The sequence below is a fragment of the Paenibacillus illinoisensis NBRC 15959 genome, from assembly GCF_004000925.1.
GTDB classification, from domain to species: domain Bacteria; phylum Bacillota; class Bacilli; order Paenibacillales; family Paenibacillaceae; genus Paenibacillus; species Paenibacillus illinoisensis.
This window is the reverse complement of record NZ_BIME01000009.1, coordinates 80,723-98,360: the sequence shown is the minus strand read 5'-3', so window position 1 is coordinate 98,360 and position 17,638 is coordinate 80,723. Positions and strand designations below refer to the sequence as shown.

General features: G+C 49.9%; 16 protein-coding genes. 7 read left to right on the top strand and 9 right to left on the bottom strand.

All coding sequences use genetic code 11. The features are described 5' to 3' along the window. Positions 1 to 12: 12 nt before the first annotated feature. Entirely contained in the window at positions 13 to 630 is a 618-nt protein-coding gene (locus PIL01S_RS20485) for a hypothetical protein (RefSeq protein ID WP_127539127.1), read from the bottom strand. Between the two features lie 196 nt (positions 631 to 826). After that, positions 827 to 1,717: a DMT family transporter gene (locus PIL01S_RS20480; protein WP_127539126.1), complete on the bottom strand. Its 891-nt coding sequence runs from the start codon at positions 1,715 to 1,717 to the stop codon at positions 827 to 829. Between the two features lie 199 nt (positions 1,718 to 1,916). On the opposite strand from PIL01S_RS20480, the gene PIL01S_RS20475 reads away from it, so the two are divergent. Further along, positions 1,917 to 2,807, top strand: coding sequence for a LysR family transcriptional regulator (locus PIL01S_RS20475; RefSeq protein WP_127539125.1), 891 nt, complete (start codon positions 1,917 to 1,919; stop codon positions 2,805 to 2,807). A gap of 103 nt (positions 2,808 to 2,910) precedes the next feature. Here the strand turns inward: PIL01S_RS20475 and PIL01S_RS20470 are convergent, their stop codons facing one another. From PIL01S_RS20470 to PIL01S_RS20445, 6 genes are all read right to left on the bottom strand, one after another. Beyond that, the gene (locus tag PIL01S_RS20470) at positions 2,911 to 3,672 is read right to left on the bottom strand and encodes a nucleoside phosphorylase (RefSeq protein WP_127539124.1); all 762 of its coding nucleotides are present in this window, start codon (positions 3,670 to 3,672) and stop codon (positions 2,911 to 2,913) included. Between the two features lie 2 nt (positions 3,673 to 3,674). Continuing rightward, positions 3,675 to 4,346 (bottom strand): sulfite oxidase-like oxidoreductase, encoded by a 672-nt coding sequence (locus tag PIL01S_RS20465; RefSeq protein ID WP_127539123.1) that lies wholly within the window; start codon positions 4,344 to 4,346, stop codon positions 3,675 to 3,677. A gap of 23 nt (positions 4,347 to 4,369) precedes the next feature. Continuing rightward, positions 4,370 to 5,293 carry an ABC transporter permease gene (locus PIL01S_RS20460; protein WP_095291641.1) on the bottom strand — a complete coding sequence of 308 codons (924 nt, stop codon included), beginning with the start codon at positions 5,291 to 5,293 and terminating at the stop codon, positions 4,370 to 4,372. Continuing rightward, the gene (locus tag PIL01S_RS20455) at positions 5,277 to 6,344 is read right to left on the bottom strand and encodes an ABC transporter permease (RefSeq protein ID WP_127539122.1); all 1,068 of its coding nucleotides are present in this window, start codon (positions 6,342 to 6,344) and stop codon (positions 5,277 to 5,279) included. The genes PIL01S_RS20460 and PIL01S_RS20455 overlap by 17 nt, the downstream gene beginning before the upstream one ends. Further along, entirely contained in the window at positions 6,341 to 7,840 is a 1,500-nt protein-coding gene (locus PIL01S_RS20450) for an ABC transporter ATP-binding protein (RefSeq protein ID WP_127539121.1), read from the bottom strand. The genes PIL01S_RS20455 and PIL01S_RS20450 overlap by 4 nt, the downstream gene beginning before the upstream one ends. 103 nt (positions 7,841 to 7,943) lie before the next feature. Then, on the bottom strand, positions 7,944 to 8,975 hold the full coding sequence (locus tag PIL01S_RS20445; RefSeq protein ID WP_095291638.1) for a BMP family lipoprotein: 1,032 nt from the start codon (positions 8,973 to 8,975) through the stop codon (positions 7,944 to 7,946). A gap of 278 nt (positions 8,976 to 9,253) precedes the next feature. Here PIL01S_RS20445 and PIL01S_RS20440 point away from each other — a divergent pair, with 278 nt between their 5' ends. From PIL01S_RS20440 to PIL01S_RS20430, 3 genes are all read left to right on the top strand, one after another. Then, positions 9,254 to 10,696, top strand: a complete 1,443-nt coding sequence (locus PIL01S_RS20440; protein ID WP_127539120.1) for a hypothetical protein — start codon at positions 9,254 to 9,256, stop codon at positions 10,694 to 10,696. Positions 10,697 to 10,935: 239 nt separating this feature from the next. After that, positions 10,936 to 11,568, top strand: coding sequence for a DUF5317 domain-containing protein (locus PIL01S_RS20435; protein WP_164764297.1), 633 nt, complete (start codon positions 10,936 to 10,938; stop codon positions 11,566 to 11,568). A 251-nt stretch (positions 11,569 to 11,819) separates the two neighbouring features. Then, the gene (locus tag PIL01S_RS20430; RefSeq protein ID WP_127539119.1) at positions 11,820 to 13,652 is read left to right on the top strand and encodes a bifunctional diguanylate cyclase/phosphohydrolase; all 1,833 of its coding nucleotides are present in this window, start codon (positions 11,820 to 11,822) and stop codon (positions 13,650 to 13,652) included. Between the two features lie 142 nt (positions 13,653 to 13,794). Here the strand turns inward: PIL01S_RS20430 and PIL01S_RS29565 are convergent, their stop codons facing one another. Continuing rightward, positions 13,795 to 13,962, bottom strand: a complete 168-nt coding sequence (locus PIL01S_RS29565) for a hypothetical protein (RefSeq protein ID WP_164764296.1) — start codon at positions 13,960 to 13,962, stop codon at positions 13,795 to 13,797. Between the two features lie 287 nt (positions 13,963 to 14,249). Here PIL01S_RS29565 and PIL01S_RS20425 point away from each other — a divergent pair, with 287 nt between their 5' ends. From PIL01S_RS20425 to PIL01S_RS20415, 3 genes are all read left to right on the top strand, one after another. Next, a complete protein-coding gene (locus PIL01S_RS20425; RefSeq protein WP_127539118.1) occupies positions 14,250 to 15,080 on the top strand; it encodes a sensor histidine kinase in 831 nt (276 codons plus the stop codon). 1 nt (position 15,081) lies between these two features. Then, positions 15,082 to 15,738: a response regulator gene (locus PIL01S_RS20420; RefSeq protein WP_095291633.1), complete on the top strand. Its 657-nt coding sequence runs from the start codon at positions 15,082 to 15,084 to the stop codon at positions 15,736 to 15,738. 179 nt (positions 15,739 to 15,917) lie between these two features. Further along, a complete protein-coding gene (locus tag PIL01S_RS20415) occupies positions 15,918 to 17,612 on the top strand; it encodes a copper resistance CopC/CopD family protein (protein ID WP_127539117.1) in 1,695 nt (564 codons plus the stop codon). Positions 17,613 to 17,638: the final 26 nt, after the last annotated feature.

Here is a 17,638-nt window from a genome sequence, read left to right as displayed (position 1 = left end):
TTCGCGATGTAGCTATACGAAATCCACCTGTTTATCCAAAATAACTTCTTCCATCTTATGTTCCAGTTCCGGAATTGAAGGAACCAGTGAAAATTGAACCTGTTCGAGAGAGGAAGGCAGCGCGGGCACAACCCGAAAACTTATGTGTGTTTCGCCGCCTCCTCCACGACTGCTATGTCTCATCGACATATGGTTCTGTTCACTAATCACTTCTAACGCCAAATGAGGCACCACGTGTACACGGTCCGTTTCACTTCCTTTATAATGAATCTCCAAATGAATAATACTTTCCGTCTCATATTGCATCGAATGCGTGATGAGATATTCGCAGGAATCCTGGATCGTTCTCTTCATAATCGGAACGACACCCATCAATGGGAGCTCTTCAGGCGGGAAAAACTGCCTCTGAGGCAATGGTTGTACACTGCGCAGGACATAACGGATGTCTTCCTCCTTCAAATCCAGAGACGCTGTCCATTCATCTATTACTTCCTGAGGTGGATGGTACTGAACCGCTCCTGTTATTTGCTTCCTCTCAGCGACCAGTCGAAGCAGCTGTTCATCAATCTGCCGTACCTGATCATTGTACTCAAAAGGGATGGCACGAAATTCACTCCAACCTGAACTCATATTTTAATCTCCTCCCCATTTCGAAGTTCACCACTGACTTAGGTATCCATTGGCTAAGTAATCTAATAGAAACTATTCGCTACTCTACGTTCGCTCCCTCTCCATAGATTGCAATTAACTCTATTGTAAAACAAAAAAATGACGAGCCTCTCGTCCGGCTAAGATAGCCGGGTACGAAGAGGTTCGCCACATGGTTTTATATTTTAGCCACTTTGCTGCCCTTCATCTTCATGTTTACGAGCAGAATGCTGGCGATAATCATAACCAAGCCGGCAATCAGATTAACCGTCACGGACTCCCCAAGGAACAATACACTGCAGAACAGTGCAATCAGCGGAATCAGAAATGTGAAGGACCCCACTTTACTCGCTTCTCCTGAGCTGACCAGTTTGAAGAATGCGAGCCATCCGAGCGCAATGACGAAGACCGAAATGAACAGCATATCCAATATAAATGGAAGTACCCATTGCACTTCAGCCCAGCTCTCTGTCGCTGTACCCGTCAATGTCAAGACAACCCCGCCAATCAGAATAGGAATGGCCGTCATCCAGATTCCATCCACCTTCGTCGATGTTTTCTTCATATATACGGTTCCGATTGCCCAACTGATGGCACTAAACAGTCCGAGCATAACCCCTTCAGGTGATACTTTGCCAGTCATGCCGCCGATACTGATCGTTGCCACCCCTGCAAAACCGAGGACCAGTCCGGCAATTTTCAGCCCATACATCGACTCGCCCAGCCACAGCCAAGCCCCAATACCGAGCAGCACAGGCTGCAGGAATACGATGGAGGAAAATAAACCTGCGGGTACTTCCGTCAGACCTACAGTCTGAAATCCGTAGAAGAAAATGATATTCAGCACCGCCGAGATCGCATAGATATGCCAGGTTTCCCGAAGCCGCAGCGTTTTGTACCTTGGAAAAGCATAGATACCGAGCACCAGTCCGCCAATCAACAGGCGCATGCCTGCAAATAAAAGCGGCGGTGCATAGTTTAAAGCGTATTTGGTCAGGGGCCAATTTACTCCCCACATGAGTACTAGAAAAGCCAGGACCCAGCCTGCTTTTGCACGTGATAAAGCCATAAATTAACCTCTCCTATCTTGCACAGCTTCAGAGCCGATCCACAATCAGGCACCAGATTCATGCCACTGTCTCAGCCCATCTATATTCAGATTCGAACAGGCCCATGTCCTTCCGTTGATCGTTCTGTTTCTCCATGATACAATAACGAGCGTAATAATTGAAATGCATGTTAATCATAAGGAGCATAGCATATTTGTTATGAACAATTCACAATTACAGTTATTCGTCAAAATTGCCGAGACCGGAAGCTTCACTCGTGCCGGACAGGAACTGAACATGACGCAGCCCGCAGTTAGCCGGGCTATCTCATCGCTGGAAAACGAATTGGACGTTACCCTGATCATACGGGACCGGCGGAACGGCATTGTGCTTACCGATGTAGGACAACGAATACTTGTCATTTTCCGCCGGATTCTACAGCAATATGATAAAGTGCAGCAGGTCGTTGCAGCCGAGAAGGGACTTGAAATCGGTACGATTCGCATCGGTTCTTTTCCCATGTCATCAGCTCATCTGCTGCCCAAGATTATCCGATCCATTCGTGATCGCTACCCTAACATCGAATTTGAACTGCATGAGGGAAACATTCATGAAATTCAGGAATGGCTTAACTCACGCGCGATTGATGTTGCTCTCATTATTGTGACGGAGCAGGAGCCGGTAGAGAAGGCTTATGAAACAATGCCGCTCTACAACGAAGAAATGCTGGCTGTATTCCGGGAGGATGAACCGTTTGCCAATCAGGAGATCCTGCCCGTGAAGATGCTGAATCAACATCCCATGATTGTATGCAACGGTGGATATGAAGTGCCGATCGTGGATCTGTTTAAACGTGCGGAAACGGAACTCAACTTTGGGTTTATCGTCCATAACATTAATACATGCCTTAACATGATTGAACAGGGACTCGGAACCGCCTTGCTGCCTGCCATTTCTCTCTCTTGGCTCCCTCCTGGTGTAAAAGCACTTCCTACCGAACCGAAGGCTTATCGCCATATTGAAATTGCGGTCCCTTCCCTGGCAGAAGCTTCCCCGGCCTCCCGTTTGTTCATCGAGACGGCGCAGCAATTGTTCGGGCAGCAGAACTAAACGAAAAAAAGACGTTCACTAGTCACATTTACCGTGACCAAGTGAACGTCTTTTTATATCATTTCAGGTTATTGCCCTATTGTTGCACTCCAGTATATGCTGCTTACGCCTGATCCTGCCGAGCGAGCGCAGCAAGTGCACGCAGAGCCGCGTTAATCTCGCGCTCAACCGCATGTGCTACCGCATCTGTATGCGGATCGTATTCGGCAGCCAGATCGCTGTCGGCGAAGCCGTCGATGGCCACAATCGCACCGGCACGCGCACCTCGCAGCGTGCTGACGATGTACAGTGCTGCAATTTCCATCTCGGCCGCTAGTGCGCCGGCCTGTTTATACTTGCGGTGAGGGATCTCCTCCACCCCTGTGAAGAATGCATCCAGTGTAACGGTAATGCCTACACCGACTTTACCTGCATTCATTGCCTGGTCAGCAGTGTTCCCTTTCTCCTGTGCAGCTTCAATGAGTGCCTGGGTGACTCCAATGTCCGCAACTGCAGGGAAACCATCCGGCACGAGCTGACGGGTCAATCCGTCCGAACGGACTGCTGCCGTGCTGACAATGATACTGCCCGCAGGATAATCTGCCGTATAGGAGCCGGCTGTTCCGACTCGAATCAGGGTTGTCACACCTGCCCGAATCAGTTCCTCGAAGCAGACGGCCGCTCCGGGAGAACCTACACCATGGCTGACAACAGCCATCTGCACCCCTTCATACAGCCCAACGAATGTACGATATTCCCGGCTGAACGCCAGTTCTCTCGCCTGCTCCAGCTTCCGGGAGATCTTCTCCGCACGAGCGGGATCACCACAGACAATCGCATAAGCAGGCATATCCTCTGAATGAATCTGCAAAATAGGCATTAACATCGTCAATCAAACTCCTTCTTCGTCCATTCATCTTCGGGGATCGGCAGATCTTCGCCCGAGAAGCGCTGTTCCTTGAACGGATCGGCAAAGTGATGAAACCCGTTGCTCTCCCAGAATCCGTTGCGATCTTCGGTCATAAACTCCAGACCGCGTATCCACTTTGCACTTTTCCAGAAGTACAGCTGCGGCACCACCAGGCGCAGCGGATAGCCATGCTTCGCTGTAAGCGGCTCGCCGTTATATTTGAAGGCAAGCAAGACGTCGTCATGCATCAATTCCTCGAGCGGAACATTCGTCTCATAATCATGATCAGCATGGATCATGACATATTTGGCTTCAGGTTTAACGCCCAAAAGCTTAATAAAATCCGAGAAGCGAATGCCTTCCCATGGGGTATCGAACTTGGACCAGCGGGTCACGCAGTGAATATCGCTCACCGTATTGACCTGCGGCATGGCCTGAAGCTCGGCAAAGGAGAACACTTTCTCTTCCTCTACTTCCCCGAACACTTTCAGATCCCATGTGGACAGGTCGTATTCAGGCACTTCTCCTTCATGCAAAATCGGGAATTTCTCGGTTAGCATCTGTCCCGGCGGCAGCCGATCTCCATGCTCAGCACCCACTTTGGGCGCAGGAGTTTTGGTTTTCTTCAGACGTTCAGCCTTGTTATGCAATGATAACCCTCCTTCTTTTTACATTAGCGCGAGCTTCCGCCCGCTTTCAGTGCATCTTGTGCATACGTGCGGTCTTTGAAAAAGAACATGGCCACCAGCGTCACAATATATGGAAGCATCAGGGTGAAGTGCGTTGGCAGGGAGAAGCCCTGCAGTCGAATGCTGAGTGCTTCCATGAAGCCGAACAGTACACTGGAACCCATGACGCCCAGCGGATTCGCTTGGCCCAGCATGGTTGCTACCAAGGCGATGAAGCCGCGACCTGCGGTCATGCCCTCCGTAAACATCGTCACCTGACCGAGTGACAACTGAGCGCCAGCCAGAGCACACAGGATACCACACATCAGAACCGCGCCATACTGAATGCCGCGTACCTTAATCCCGATGCTTTGCGCTGCAATGGGATTCTCGCCGACGGAACGCAGACGGAAACCTGATACACTTTTGAACAAATAAAATTGTAATGCAATAACGAGTATGATTCCGAGGTACACGAGCGGGCTGTGCCCGGAAAATACGCTGCCAACCCAAGGAATGTCCTTAATCAGTGGAATATCCCATTTGGGAAGTCCCACCATGTCCTTGTCGTAGTATGCACCTTTTACATCAAAAATCGCCCGTAGTGCAAATGTCGTCAGACCTGTCGCCAGGAAATTGAGTGATATCCCGACCACGATGGCATTCGCCTTGAGATTGATACTAATAAAGGCAAACAGTGCCGAGAACAACATCACAATAATAATAGAGAAGATAACGGCCAGAAGTACGTTGCCAAACAAATAGTTTCCAACAATCGCGGAGAAAGCACCGATCAGCACGAGTCCCTCGAGACCCACGTTGAAAAGGCCAACACGGGAGCACAATGCCCCGCCGAGCGCTGCAAGCAGGATTGGAGTCATAATCCGCAAGGTCGAGCCGAACATGGCTGCATCAAACAGTTGCTGCATTGGATTTTTTCTCCTTTCTCCGCTTCAGGAATGAATACCCGATCTGGGCTGATACAAATAACGTAAGCACGGCCTGGATTACACTGCCGACTTCAAGCGGCACATCCGTATTTCGTTCCATCCCCATTGCACCTGTCTGCAGGGCAGCAAGCAAAATGGCCGCTACAGCCGTACCGAGTGGGTGCGAGCGGGCGAGTAGTGTCGCCATGATACCGCTCCATGCGTAACTTGCAGATGACAGCGAGCCATCCAAAAAACGGTACTGTGTTCCCAGCACTTCGCCTGCCCCCGCCAGACCTGCCAGTCCACCGCTAATTACCATGGACAGCATCATCATCCGAATCCGGCGTACCCCGCCATATGTCGCGAACGACGGATTGCTTCCGAGCATGCGAATCTCATAACCGGTTACCGTTTTGTGCGTAAACCAGTAGATCAGGATTGCAGCTACAATGGCAATGATGAAACCGGCATGCAGTCCCATGCCCTGAAAAAGCTTCGGCAGCCAGACTCCCTGATCAATCATCGGCGTCTGCGCCATCGCTGCGGACCCGGTGCGATCCTTGAACGGATAAGATACCATGTACCCGCCAAAATAGATGGCAATATAGTTGAGAAGCAGTGTTGTAATCAACAGGTTCATACCAAACCTGGCATCCAGCCAGCCGGCAAATACGGACCAGATTCCTCCGGCCAGGATTCCTGCCACAATGGCCGCAATACAGACAAGCCAGCCCGGGCCTGGCAGATAGAGCGCCGTGAGCGCAGCACTGAGCCCCCCGAGAATCATCTGTCCTTCGGCTCCCATGTTGAAGAATCCCGCACGGAACGCGAGTGCTACACCCAGTCCAGCTAGGATAATGGGTGTCGAACGAGCCAGTGTGTTCGTGAAGAAGTAGAAGTTCCCGAAGGCTCCCTTCCACATCTCTGCATATGTTTCGAAGACATTCCCGCCAACAACCAGAATTGCCACAGCTCCTGCAAGCAAACCGATTACTATGGCAAGCAGCGGCTGTACGAGTCCGCGAAGTGTTTCTTTTACCCGATTCATACCCGCTCTTTCCCTCCTGCCATCAATAAGCTAATCTGTTCTTCCGTGGCTTCATCTGCCTTCAGTTCCCCGGCAATCTCGCCTTCATACATCACAATAATTCGATCGGATAATTGCAAAATCTCGGACAGCTCGGAAGAAACGAGCAGCACCCCAGCACCTTCGTTGCGTTTGCGAAGCAGCTCGGCATGAATCGTCTCCATGGCTCCGATATCGACGCCACGTGTCGGTTCAGCTGCAATCAGGAACGGAGCATCCTGCGCAAATTCACGTGCAGCAATCAGCTTCTGCAGATTACCTCCTGACAGAAACTGTGCCTTCGTCTCTGCCGAACCGGTCTTGATGCTGAACTGTTTGATCCAGCCCTCCACCATAGCCCGTGCAGCTTTGGATTTAATAACGCCTCGTGTCTGAAGCCGGTGATGATGTCCCATGAGTCCATTCTCACGCACACTTGCATCCTTGGCTGCTCCCCACATATACCGATCCTCGGGAATGTGAGCAAGTCCATGCTCCCGAATGCGGCGAACAGGCCAATTCGTTGTGTCCTGCCCCGATAGCAGGACACGGCCGCTGTCTGCAGTGCGCAGTCCGGCAATAACCTGGATCAGTTCGGACTGACCGTTACCCGAGATGCCTGCGATGCCAACGACTTCTCCTTTTCGAACTTCCATATGGATATCCTTCAGCGCCGAGCGATCCTTCGCTCCGGACAAGCTCACGCCCTCCACCTGGAGTACGGCTTCTGCAGGCACGGATGGCTGCTTGTCGAGACGTACCAATTCACGCCCAACCATTAACCGGGATAATTCCTCCACATTGGTGTCCTTTGCCTCCAATGTGCCCGTCACCTGACCATCGCGAAGAACTGTAATCCGGTCAGCCACGTCCATGACTTCCTGCAGTTTGTGGGTAATCAATACGAAGGTCTTGCCCAGCGCCGCAAGAGATTTCATATTCGCCAGCAATTCCTTGACTTCCAGTGGTGTCAGTACCGCTGAAGGCTCGTCCAGGATGATAATATCCGCCCCCTGATGCAGCACTTTGAGGATCTCTACACGCTGCTGCATGCCGAGAGGACATTCGGATACTTTTTTCCAAGGGTCAACAGGCATGCCGTATTTTTGGCCCAGGTCATTCACTTGAGCGGCTGCCTGCTTGCGGTCAAATACCCCAGCTGCAGCCGGCTCGCGGCCAATGACAATGTTCTCGGCCACCGTAAAGGAAGGAAACAGCATAAAATGCTGATGCACCATGCCAATACCGCTTGCCATGGCTTGAGACGGAGTGGCGAAGCTTACCTCGCGCCCCCGGACTTTGATCGTACCTGACGTGGGCTGCTCCATTCCGTACAGCATGCGCATCAGGGTTGTTTTGCCCGCTCCATTCTCACCAACGAGGGCGTGGATCTCTCCCTCACGCAAATTAAAACGGATATCCCGATTGGCGGTGAAGCCGCCGTATTTCTTCGTAATCTGATCCATCTCCAACAGCATATCTCGCGTTCGCTCCTTTCGGTCTCGGGCATTTAATAGCAGCAAAACCGGCTGCCTGATCGGGCAGCCGGCTGATCAATACAATTCCATCAAACAATCAAAACTATTGCTGCAATGGATCCTTCACAACGATTTTGCCGGATACGATATCTTCATTAATTGCTTTTACCTTGTCGATAACTTCCTGTCCAACAAAATCACTCAGTGCGGATTCGCTATCACGTGTAACGAAAGTCAGACCGACACCGTCCTCTTTCAGGCCATAGTTTACAGCACCTGCTTTGAAGTTTCCTTCTACGAAATCCTTCACCGTCTCATAAGCAACCGTATCTGTGGATTTCAATTGGGACAATACGATGTGCTCTGGATCTTCAACCGTGCGATCGGTATCCTGACCGGATGTATAGAAGCCTTTTTCCTTCGCTGCTTCGAATACGCCAAGGTCACCTACTGCAGATGCACCAGCAATGAAGTCAGCGCCTTTGCCGAATTGTACCAATGCCAGTTCTTTTGCCTTGGCCGGGTCATTGAAGCCACCAACGTAGTTCACGAGGAATTCCGCATCCGGGTTAACGGATTCCAGACCCGCTTTGAAACCTTCGGTATATTTCTTGATCAATGGAACGTCCACTGCTGCGATCATGCCGACTTTATCCGTTTTGGTGGATAGTCCGGCAGCTGCACCAAGCAGATATGCTCCTTCGTATTCACGGAAACCAACGCTACGTACGTTAGGCAGATCAACCGTTGTATCCACAATGGCAAACGACTTGTCCGGATTCTCGGCAGCCACCTTTTTCAGTGCATCTTCTGCCTGGAATGTCGCCGTAATAATCAGATCATAGTTCTCCGCAACCGCAGCACGCAGATTTTGCTCGAATGCTGCTGGGTCTGTGGATTCGATCGTTTTGGTATCCACTTTAAACTCTTCGCCTGCTTTTTTGAAACCTTCATCCATTTGTACAAAGAACGGGTTTACCCCGATTTTTTCAGGAAGTACGAGTGCCATGCGCAGTGATTTCTCACTGTCGCCACCTTGGGCCGATTGTTCGTCTTTGGAAGCCGAAGTTCCACAAGCCGCGAGCAAAACTGCCAACATGATGATCGATAAGACGAACGATAAGCCTCTTTTCATTTTGAAGATTCCCCTTTTCCACATTCTTTTTTTAATAATCCTAGCGGATACTGTCGATCCTTGTCAATAAATCTTTGTGCATAAACATTCAAATTAAATATAATTATTTCATCACCTAAGAAGATACTTTGGGAAGCGCTCCAGAATGGCTTTTTTCCGTTGACATGGGTGGCTTCGCCGTGCTAAAGTCAATCCAATTATTAAATTCACATCGGTTTTGTCAGAATTATAGCGCAAACTGTTTCATTTTCCAACCATATCTTAAGGAGGCTATTCATATGAAAAAAATCACCCAGTTCACACTGGCGGCTCTGCTCGCCGCGCCAGTCACGATCGGCAGCCTCAGCTTGCCCGCTTCGGTTTCCGCTGCATCTGCTTCGCCCGTCGCGCCATCCGCATCGCAAACCGCAAAAGCAACCCCATCCCAGACTCCATCCGTGTATACGGAGAGTGCAGCCGATTATGCTCAGTTCCTGCAGGCCAAATACGGCATCCAGCTGCCACAGCAGCTGACCAAGGGTGAATTCATTCAGGCCATAGCAGCTATTATTGGAGCAGATTCAGCAGCGGACTCTACGGAAGAAGCCAACGGAAGTCAGACCCAGACTCCTGCTTTTACCGATCTGAGCTCGGGAGATTCATCTTATGATGCAGCCATCACCCTACATAATAATGGCATCCTGTCTGGTACAGAAGTTCGTGCCGGTGACACCCTTAGCACTTATGCTGCGGTATTCATTGCCGTCAAGGCAGCTGGATTCAAGGAACTTGCGTATACATATCCGGAAGAGAAAACAAAACAAGCGCTCACCAAGCTTGGCATCAGCCCGAATCGCGTTCAGGGTCAGGCGGCTCAGGAGCTCGCCGCTGCCATCGATACCGGTCTGGTTCCGGAAAGCCTCTATCCTGCTCTGCGTAAGGGCGGAGCGGCGAGTACTGATTTTGCCAACATCTTGCTTGGCCGGGTATTGACCAGTCAGGGAAAATACAAGCATGAGATCGGACGCTCTGGCGATGCCGACATCTACTCCAAACTGTATGCCGCGTATCGCACAGCGGATCTGATTGAAGCACCCGAATTAAGAGAGATTGTGGATCAGGCATTACGGGATGACCTCGTTACAGGCTACAACCTGAAGGATAGCCGCTTCGATTCCAATTTTATCGATGAACTGACGTTGACTTATGGACATGACGATATCAAACATGCCGTGCAGCTGATTGGCCTGCTTCGCAGCGAGGGCATTGATGCCGATGTGCAATTCCAGCCGAAAACCTCTGCCTTCATCTATTTGAAGGAATGGGGCGAGCCCAAGGAAACGCCGGATTACAAAGTGACCCAAATTGAAAATGGTAATTATATTGCATATGCCAAGGAATATGATATTCAGTTCGAATTCAACAACACGGCGGACAAGGCCCGCTTCAATGACATTATTCTGGAATATGCCAAAAAGAACAGCGATGATGACTCTGCCCTCATTTATGCTTCCTGGTGGCAACCACTGTATTATTCACCGACAGCTGTTCAGGACTATCCTGTCATTGCCAACAACAAGATTTCACTCGGCAATTACTACGCTCAATCCTTCTCATTGAAGGAGAATGCGAGAGGTATTCAGGAAGGATTCCGGAAGCTTGCTCCAGATGCGGACATTACAAGCTACAACTTCTGGGTAGATCAGCCTTTCTTCAATTATCTGAACGGGGAATCGGAGTAAACAAATATTCGTTACCTGTTAGAATTAATCTCGTAATTTGTCACACAAACAGCCGTTTTTCGCGAACCGTGCGATGGATTGAATCCATGGTTCCGTAAAGACGGCTTTTCATTTATTTTTTTGCAAAATTCTTCTTCAAAATCATTTCTCCTTTGAAGGATTTACCAGTAAAAGGTCGAATAACATATGTACACAAAAAGAAACCGCAATGACACATATCTGAATGACAGGAGTTAATCATGGTATATGACGGCATTCTGCTCGGTTTGATCGTTGGACTGTTCCGGGGCGGGTACCGGTATGGTCTCCACCAGTTTGCAACACTTCAACTTCGCGGCGGGTGGATATTCCCACTGTTGCTGCTTGCCCAGTTCCTTATCTTTTTCTTACAGGGAAGACTGGATTGGGTTGCATCCATTAATGGGTACCTCTTTGCGGCGGTTTACGTCACAGGCCTTGCATTTCTGTGGCTGAACCGGCATCACCGGGGATTTACGCTGATCTGGATTGGCGTGTTCCTCAATTTCATCGTTATGGCGGTGAATGGTGGACGCATGCCTGTCTCGGTGGAGGCTTCCGCTGTACTCGGACCTTACTATGTGGATATGCTTCGTGAAGGTGGAGCGGTCTCGAAACACTATATGATGGATGCATCTACCCACCTTTCCTTCCTGGGTGATATCATCCCGCTCTCCAGTCCTTATCCGCGGACCCAGGTGATCAGCATCGGCGATGTGGTCATGAACATTGGTATATTCCTGTTTATCCAGTACATGATGGTGAATCGTTCCGGCAAGGCTGCAACGCCAGCGACATCCATCCGGCCTGAAGAGATTAGGACAGACTCCAAGGAAGGGAGGTCTTTTCCATGAAAAAATTCGAAGGCATTAAATATTCCCGCATCGTTATCAATGCAATCATCGTAGCTTCTGTCGTTGTCGCGTTGACTTCGGGATACAAGCTGGGCGGCTAGTACTTACTCGCCAACCAAGACAAACAGGCTGCCAGCGGCCTGTTTTTTCTTTCTGGATTTTTACCAGGTAACTTGTTATGTTATACATCTATATCGTATGAACCGATTTCTATACATCAAGAGCCGACTAAACCAAGCAGGAGAATTTGTATGAACTTTATTCGTAATCTTATCCATAAAGCAGACCGAAGCAGCATGTATGTTGTTTTGCTGTGCTGTGCAGGCATCGGTATTTTTCTGTATATGAACAAGTTGTCTTATCTGCACCTCTCCACTGAGGAATGGGTTATGGTCTATACCATGCTGGGTGCCGCGCTGATTCTGGATTACTTCACCTTTCAGATCCCACCCAAGGGTAATCAGCAATCCATGGACTCTTCCGTGTATCTTGCCTGTATCTTCATGTTCGGCGGTGCGTTCAGCCTGTCTGTGCTCCTGCCCGTTTCCCTCATTTTATTAATCAAGGATCGCAAGCTTGCCTGGTGGAAACACATTGTTAATTTCAGCATTTACAGCCTTATGATTGCGGGAGCAGCTTCCATATTTACATGGACAGGCGGTGTTCCAGGAACGCTGGACGGGTATAATCTGTTTCCTTACTTTGCAGCACTTGCCGCATACTTTATCATTAATACGATCACGCTGGGCTTATTCTTTCATTTCTCCACCAAAGATGCTCTGCAGCAGATGAAACGTGCGTTCGTGACCGAGTCGCTGCTCGTCTATCTATGTACACTGATTCTGGCGCTCGTGCTCACCATACTGGTCATTCATAATGGCATTTTGGGCTTGCTGCTCTACTTGAGTCTCAGCATTCTGTTATCTCACGCGTTCAAACAGCTGTTCCTGATGTACCAGAACATTGAAGAAAAGGCAAATACCGATCAACGAACCGGTCTCTTTAACCACAGCCACTTCGAAAACATGCTGGAAAATGAGCTGGCATCTGCCCGTGCGGCAGGAACCCCGCTCTCCTTGGGGCTAATCGATATTGATGACTTCAAAAAGTATAATGATCGCTTCGGTCACTTGCAGGGTGACAGTCTACTTGCTTTGCTAGGAGATTTTCTAAACCGCAAGACGGAGGGTACCGAGGTCACTGCTTTTCGGTACGGCGGGGAAGAATTCACGCTGCTCATGCCAGGCATGGAGCTGGACGAGGCTTATACCTTTATGAACAAACTGCGCAAGCAGCTGAATGATACTCCTTTTGAAGGAGTCGAGGTGTTTCCGCACGGCTGTCTCTCCTTCTCCGCCGGGGTCGCACGATACCAGGTAGATATGTACAATAAATCACAGCTTGTGGACCAAGCTGACAAGGCGCTCTACTATGCCAAAAAACAGGGCAAAAACAATGTCCATCGTTATGGCAGCAATGACGGCATGGAACATGAAATTGACCTGGTACAGGATGTGCGGGATATCGAGCAGCAGCTGAACCTGTTCAGGTACAAGGATATCGACACATTCAAACACTCCAAAAGAGTATATAAATACGCCCTGGATCTCAGTGAGCTGCTGGAACTCGACAATGCGGAGAAACGGCAGTTTGTACTGGGTGCTTTGATTCATGATATCGGTAAACTGGAGATTCCGTGGTCCATCCTGAACAAAAAGGAAAAGCTTACCGCAGAGGAATGGGAGACGATTAAAGGACATGTCACCTGGGGCAAAAAAATGGTGATGACCAACGAACGTTTCAACGATCTGATCCCGTATATTGAATTGCATCATGAGCGGTTTGACGGCAAAGGATATCCCTACGGTTTAAGAGACCGTGAAATTCCCCGCTTGTGCCGAATGCTGACTGTCATTGATTCATTCGACGCGATGACCACCGAACGACCGTATCAGAAAACCAAAACGGTGGATGAAGCGATCAACGAACTGCGGGCGTGTGCGGGCTCCCAATTCGATCCTGAGTTGGCGGAGCTTTTCATCCGTTACATTCAGAAGAAGACAGCACAGCAGCTGTTATCCTAACGCACGCTAACGTACAGCTGTCCACAAAATCCCTATATAATGCCAAAGCGCTACCCCCGGTCCATTGGGGATAGCGCCATTTTCATTTTCATCAATGAGTCAATCTTGGAATTCAGGACAGCTCTTAACGAACCAATTCCAATTAACGGGTGGTGCTCAGCTCATGTGAAGTTTGATGCAGCTCTTTGATCATCTGCTGCAAAAACATGTTATCCTGGCGACTGATTCCGTGCTGATTGTCTTGAAGAAGCATCTGATGAATATTCTTCTTGAGCAACTCACTACGACGTTCCAATACCTCTTGATTCATGTTGTTGCGTCACTCCTTAACATGGTTTGTCATGAATTCACGTTCTATATAAGTATAAAGAACCTTCCGCCTCAGGGAAAACAGGCACAGCTCCCCTCTCCCGTATACATCCAGCCTCACACTCCATGACATTCTGTCACGACATGTCGTTCTTAGATATCCTTCTATATACTCCCGTATCCACCTATACATCCTCCGAGACCAACAGACTAGGTGCCAGAGACAGGTTGGGTTATAATGGGGCATAGATTCGTACAAAGAGTCGATATTAAAGGAGTTCTGGATGCATGTCCTACAAACAAATCAAGTGGATGATCCTGCTGATTCCCACATTAACCGTTGGTCTCTGGGAATACATACGTCATCAATTTTTAATGCCCTACCTCTCCATGGATGCTGGGAATTGGCTCACTCCCGTTATCGTATACCTTGTCAGCGTAACTTTGCTGAGCCGTCTGTTCAAGATGCTGGAAGGCGCAAGAGCGGCGCTGGAACAGGAACGTGCCTCCAAGGCCGCCCTTGAGGCCAGGGACCAGCTGGCCCGCGAACTTCATGACGGGATCGCGCAATCCCTTTTTCTCTTGTCTGTCAAAACTGACAAAGCCGAGCGTGGTATGGCCGGCACTGGTCACGAACATGAAATTCAGGAAATCCGCAAGACCGTACACGAAGTAAATGCCTATGTCCGGCAAGCCATCGCCCAGCTGCGATATGTGCCTGGCACTACAGCTGTGCCTACAGGAGTTTCACTTCAGGGACAGGTCGAATCCCTAACGCAGGAAACGATACCTGGAGCCCAGGTTCATTGGGAACTGGACAGTCATTTCTTTACGCCAAAAGAACAAGTTGAGCTCCTCGCCTGCATTCGGGAAGCTCTGATTAACGTACGCAAACACGCTCAGGCCTCCGATGTACAGGTGGAAGCAAAGGGAAATCCCCTGTCCTGGTCTGTTCGCATTCAGGATGACGGCGTAGGTGTCAGCGGCGATCCACTGCACCTCAAGGACCGATATGGACTGCGGATTACGAAGGAACGTGCCATTCAGATGGGCTGGTCCTTTTCCCTGGATTCCAAACCGGGCCTAACACGAATGACGATAGGTAAGGGGGATACTTAATATGGAACATGTACGTGTACTGATTGTGGATGACCACGCCCATGCACGCGAAGCGATATGCAGTATTTTATCGGAAGACAGCCTATTTGAAGTCATTGGTACGGCATCAAATGGACAGGAAGCACTGGAACTTACCGAACAGTGGATGCCAGATCTTATTCTGATGGACGTACAGATGCCTGATATGGATGGTCTCGAAGCCACCCGGCTGATCAAGCTCCGCTATCCTTACGTGATCATCGTTATGGTGACGGTCTCCGACGATGTAACGTATCTGTTCGAAGCACTGAAACAGGGTGCCCAGGGTTACTTGCTCAAAAACCTGGCCCCCTCCACCTGGCTGGAATATCTGCGAGCGATCGTATCGGACGATGCACCGCTCAGCAAGGAGCTGGCGTACCGGATTTTGCAGGAGTTCCCTGCGCCCCGAAGTGAAGATGTGCCGGACAACCCGCTTACCACACGGGAGCTCGAGATTCTGCAGTGGGTATCCGCCGGGTATACGAACCGCGAAATAGCAGACCAGCTCGGCATTTCCGATCAAACGGTGAAGAATCATCTCAAAAATATTTTGCAGAAGCTGCAGCTCGAAAACCGTGTTCAACTGACCCGCTACGCACTTGAAAGCGGCCTTGCCGGACGAAAACTGCGCAAGTAGCTAGCATTCATGTTTTTGTCACAATTCTTGGAATATAATCGTTTTTTTATAGCCCGATGTAGTCATACGCCGTTATTTTGGACAAAGTTATAATGGTATAGATTGTTATCGGCATCCGAAGAATAACTACAATTCTATAACCTGAGGGTGATGTTTTTTTGAGTTTAGGACGTTTTACGATGAGATGGGATAAACGGCACTGGGCCGTAATGCTTTCCCTGCTGCTCATGTGTTGTCTGGTTATGCCGCAATGGGCTTCAGCCCATGCTTATATTGTTCAGGCCTCGCCAGGGGAGGACGAGCTGGTAGCCACTGCTCCAGAGCGCTTGACACTGGAATTCAATGAATCGCTGCAAACGGCCTTCTATGCTATTAAAATTACCGCACCTGACGGTACACAAGCGGATGACGGCAACGTGCAGATAGACGCCGAGCGTCCTCACGTGCTTGAAACGGGGCTGCGCAGCGGACTTGGCAACGGTACATATGCCGTCAGCTGGAAAGCCGTGTCGGCTGATGGCCATCCCATTCAGGGAGCCTATGTATTCCATATCGGGGAACCGTCAGGTGCCCCTGCGGGTCTGGCGGATCTGACCTCAGGAACTGGTCAAACGGGCGGTCCAATCAAATGGATACTGTCGCTGACCGATTGGATTCAATATCTTGCATTGTCTGTCATCCTGGGCACGCTCGCCTTCCTGCTCTTCCGGATTGCTCCGTCATCCATGGCAAGAGAGCCCATGGAGGTGCCAGGCAGCTATAAGCTGTTATGGATCAGCTATGCGGCAGCTTCTGTAGCCGCAATCATCAGTTTGCCGCTGAATACGATTTACGAGTCAGGGGTAGCTATCCATGAATTCAGCTGGGCACTGATGGGCAGTGCCTTGAAGCTAACGTCGTTTGGCCTCATTTGGATGGCACAAATGCTCATTCTGATGCTGCTTGCAGTCACAATTCTGTCAGGATATGACCGGGATCGCTCTTTGAAAATCCGCATCTGGTCATCTTACGGTTCACTGGTACTTGTACTGGGATGGCTGCTCACGCATGCTATGACAGGTCATCCTGCCGCAGCCGAGCAGCGTGGACTTGCCATAACCATGGACTATGTCCACCTGATTGCAGCAGCATTCTGGATTGGTGCCCTGACGGCCATGGCGGTTTGTCTGCCTCCACTGGCAGACAAGCTTCCTCCGAAGGTACGAGGAGAGGTATATTGGGGAGCTATCCGCCGTTTTGCAGCTTGGGGCATTGGTGCTGTAGCCGCTCTGGTTGCTACAGGGATCTATAGCAGTTTGGTCATTTTACCCGAACCTGTACTGACATCCCTATTCACCACCACTTATGGTTACGTGCTGCTCGCGAAGATCGTTTTGCTGCTGGTGATGATCGCATTCGCATGGCGTCATGCCCGAACGGCCAGACAGGGCAAGGGTAACCGACTGGCAGGCAGTCTTAAAGCAGAGCTCGCTATAGGTGCCGTTGTGCTGGCTCTGGCTGCTGTACTCACCCATCTGTCCCCCGGCCAGCCTGAAGCCGCTGGTCCATTCAAGGGAGTACAAACCACAGAGGATGGCTCAGCGATCACACTTCAGGTCAGCCCCAATGTTACCGGTGAGAATCAGTTCGAGGTTGGTGTAAAAGCACCTGACGGCAGCGTAGTAAATGATCTGGAGCAGATCACCTTAACGCTGACCCACCTGGATATGGATATGGGAATTTATGAAATCACCATTCCAAAAAATGATACAGGCGTGTACCAAGCGGAAGAATACATCTCCATGCCTGGACGATGGAGCATCAAGGTTCACCTGTTGACTCGATCCCTCGATTCACTGGATACCGAGTTCGAGATCGACACAGCGAATCCATAATTTTTCTAGAAAAAGAGAGGGGTAAT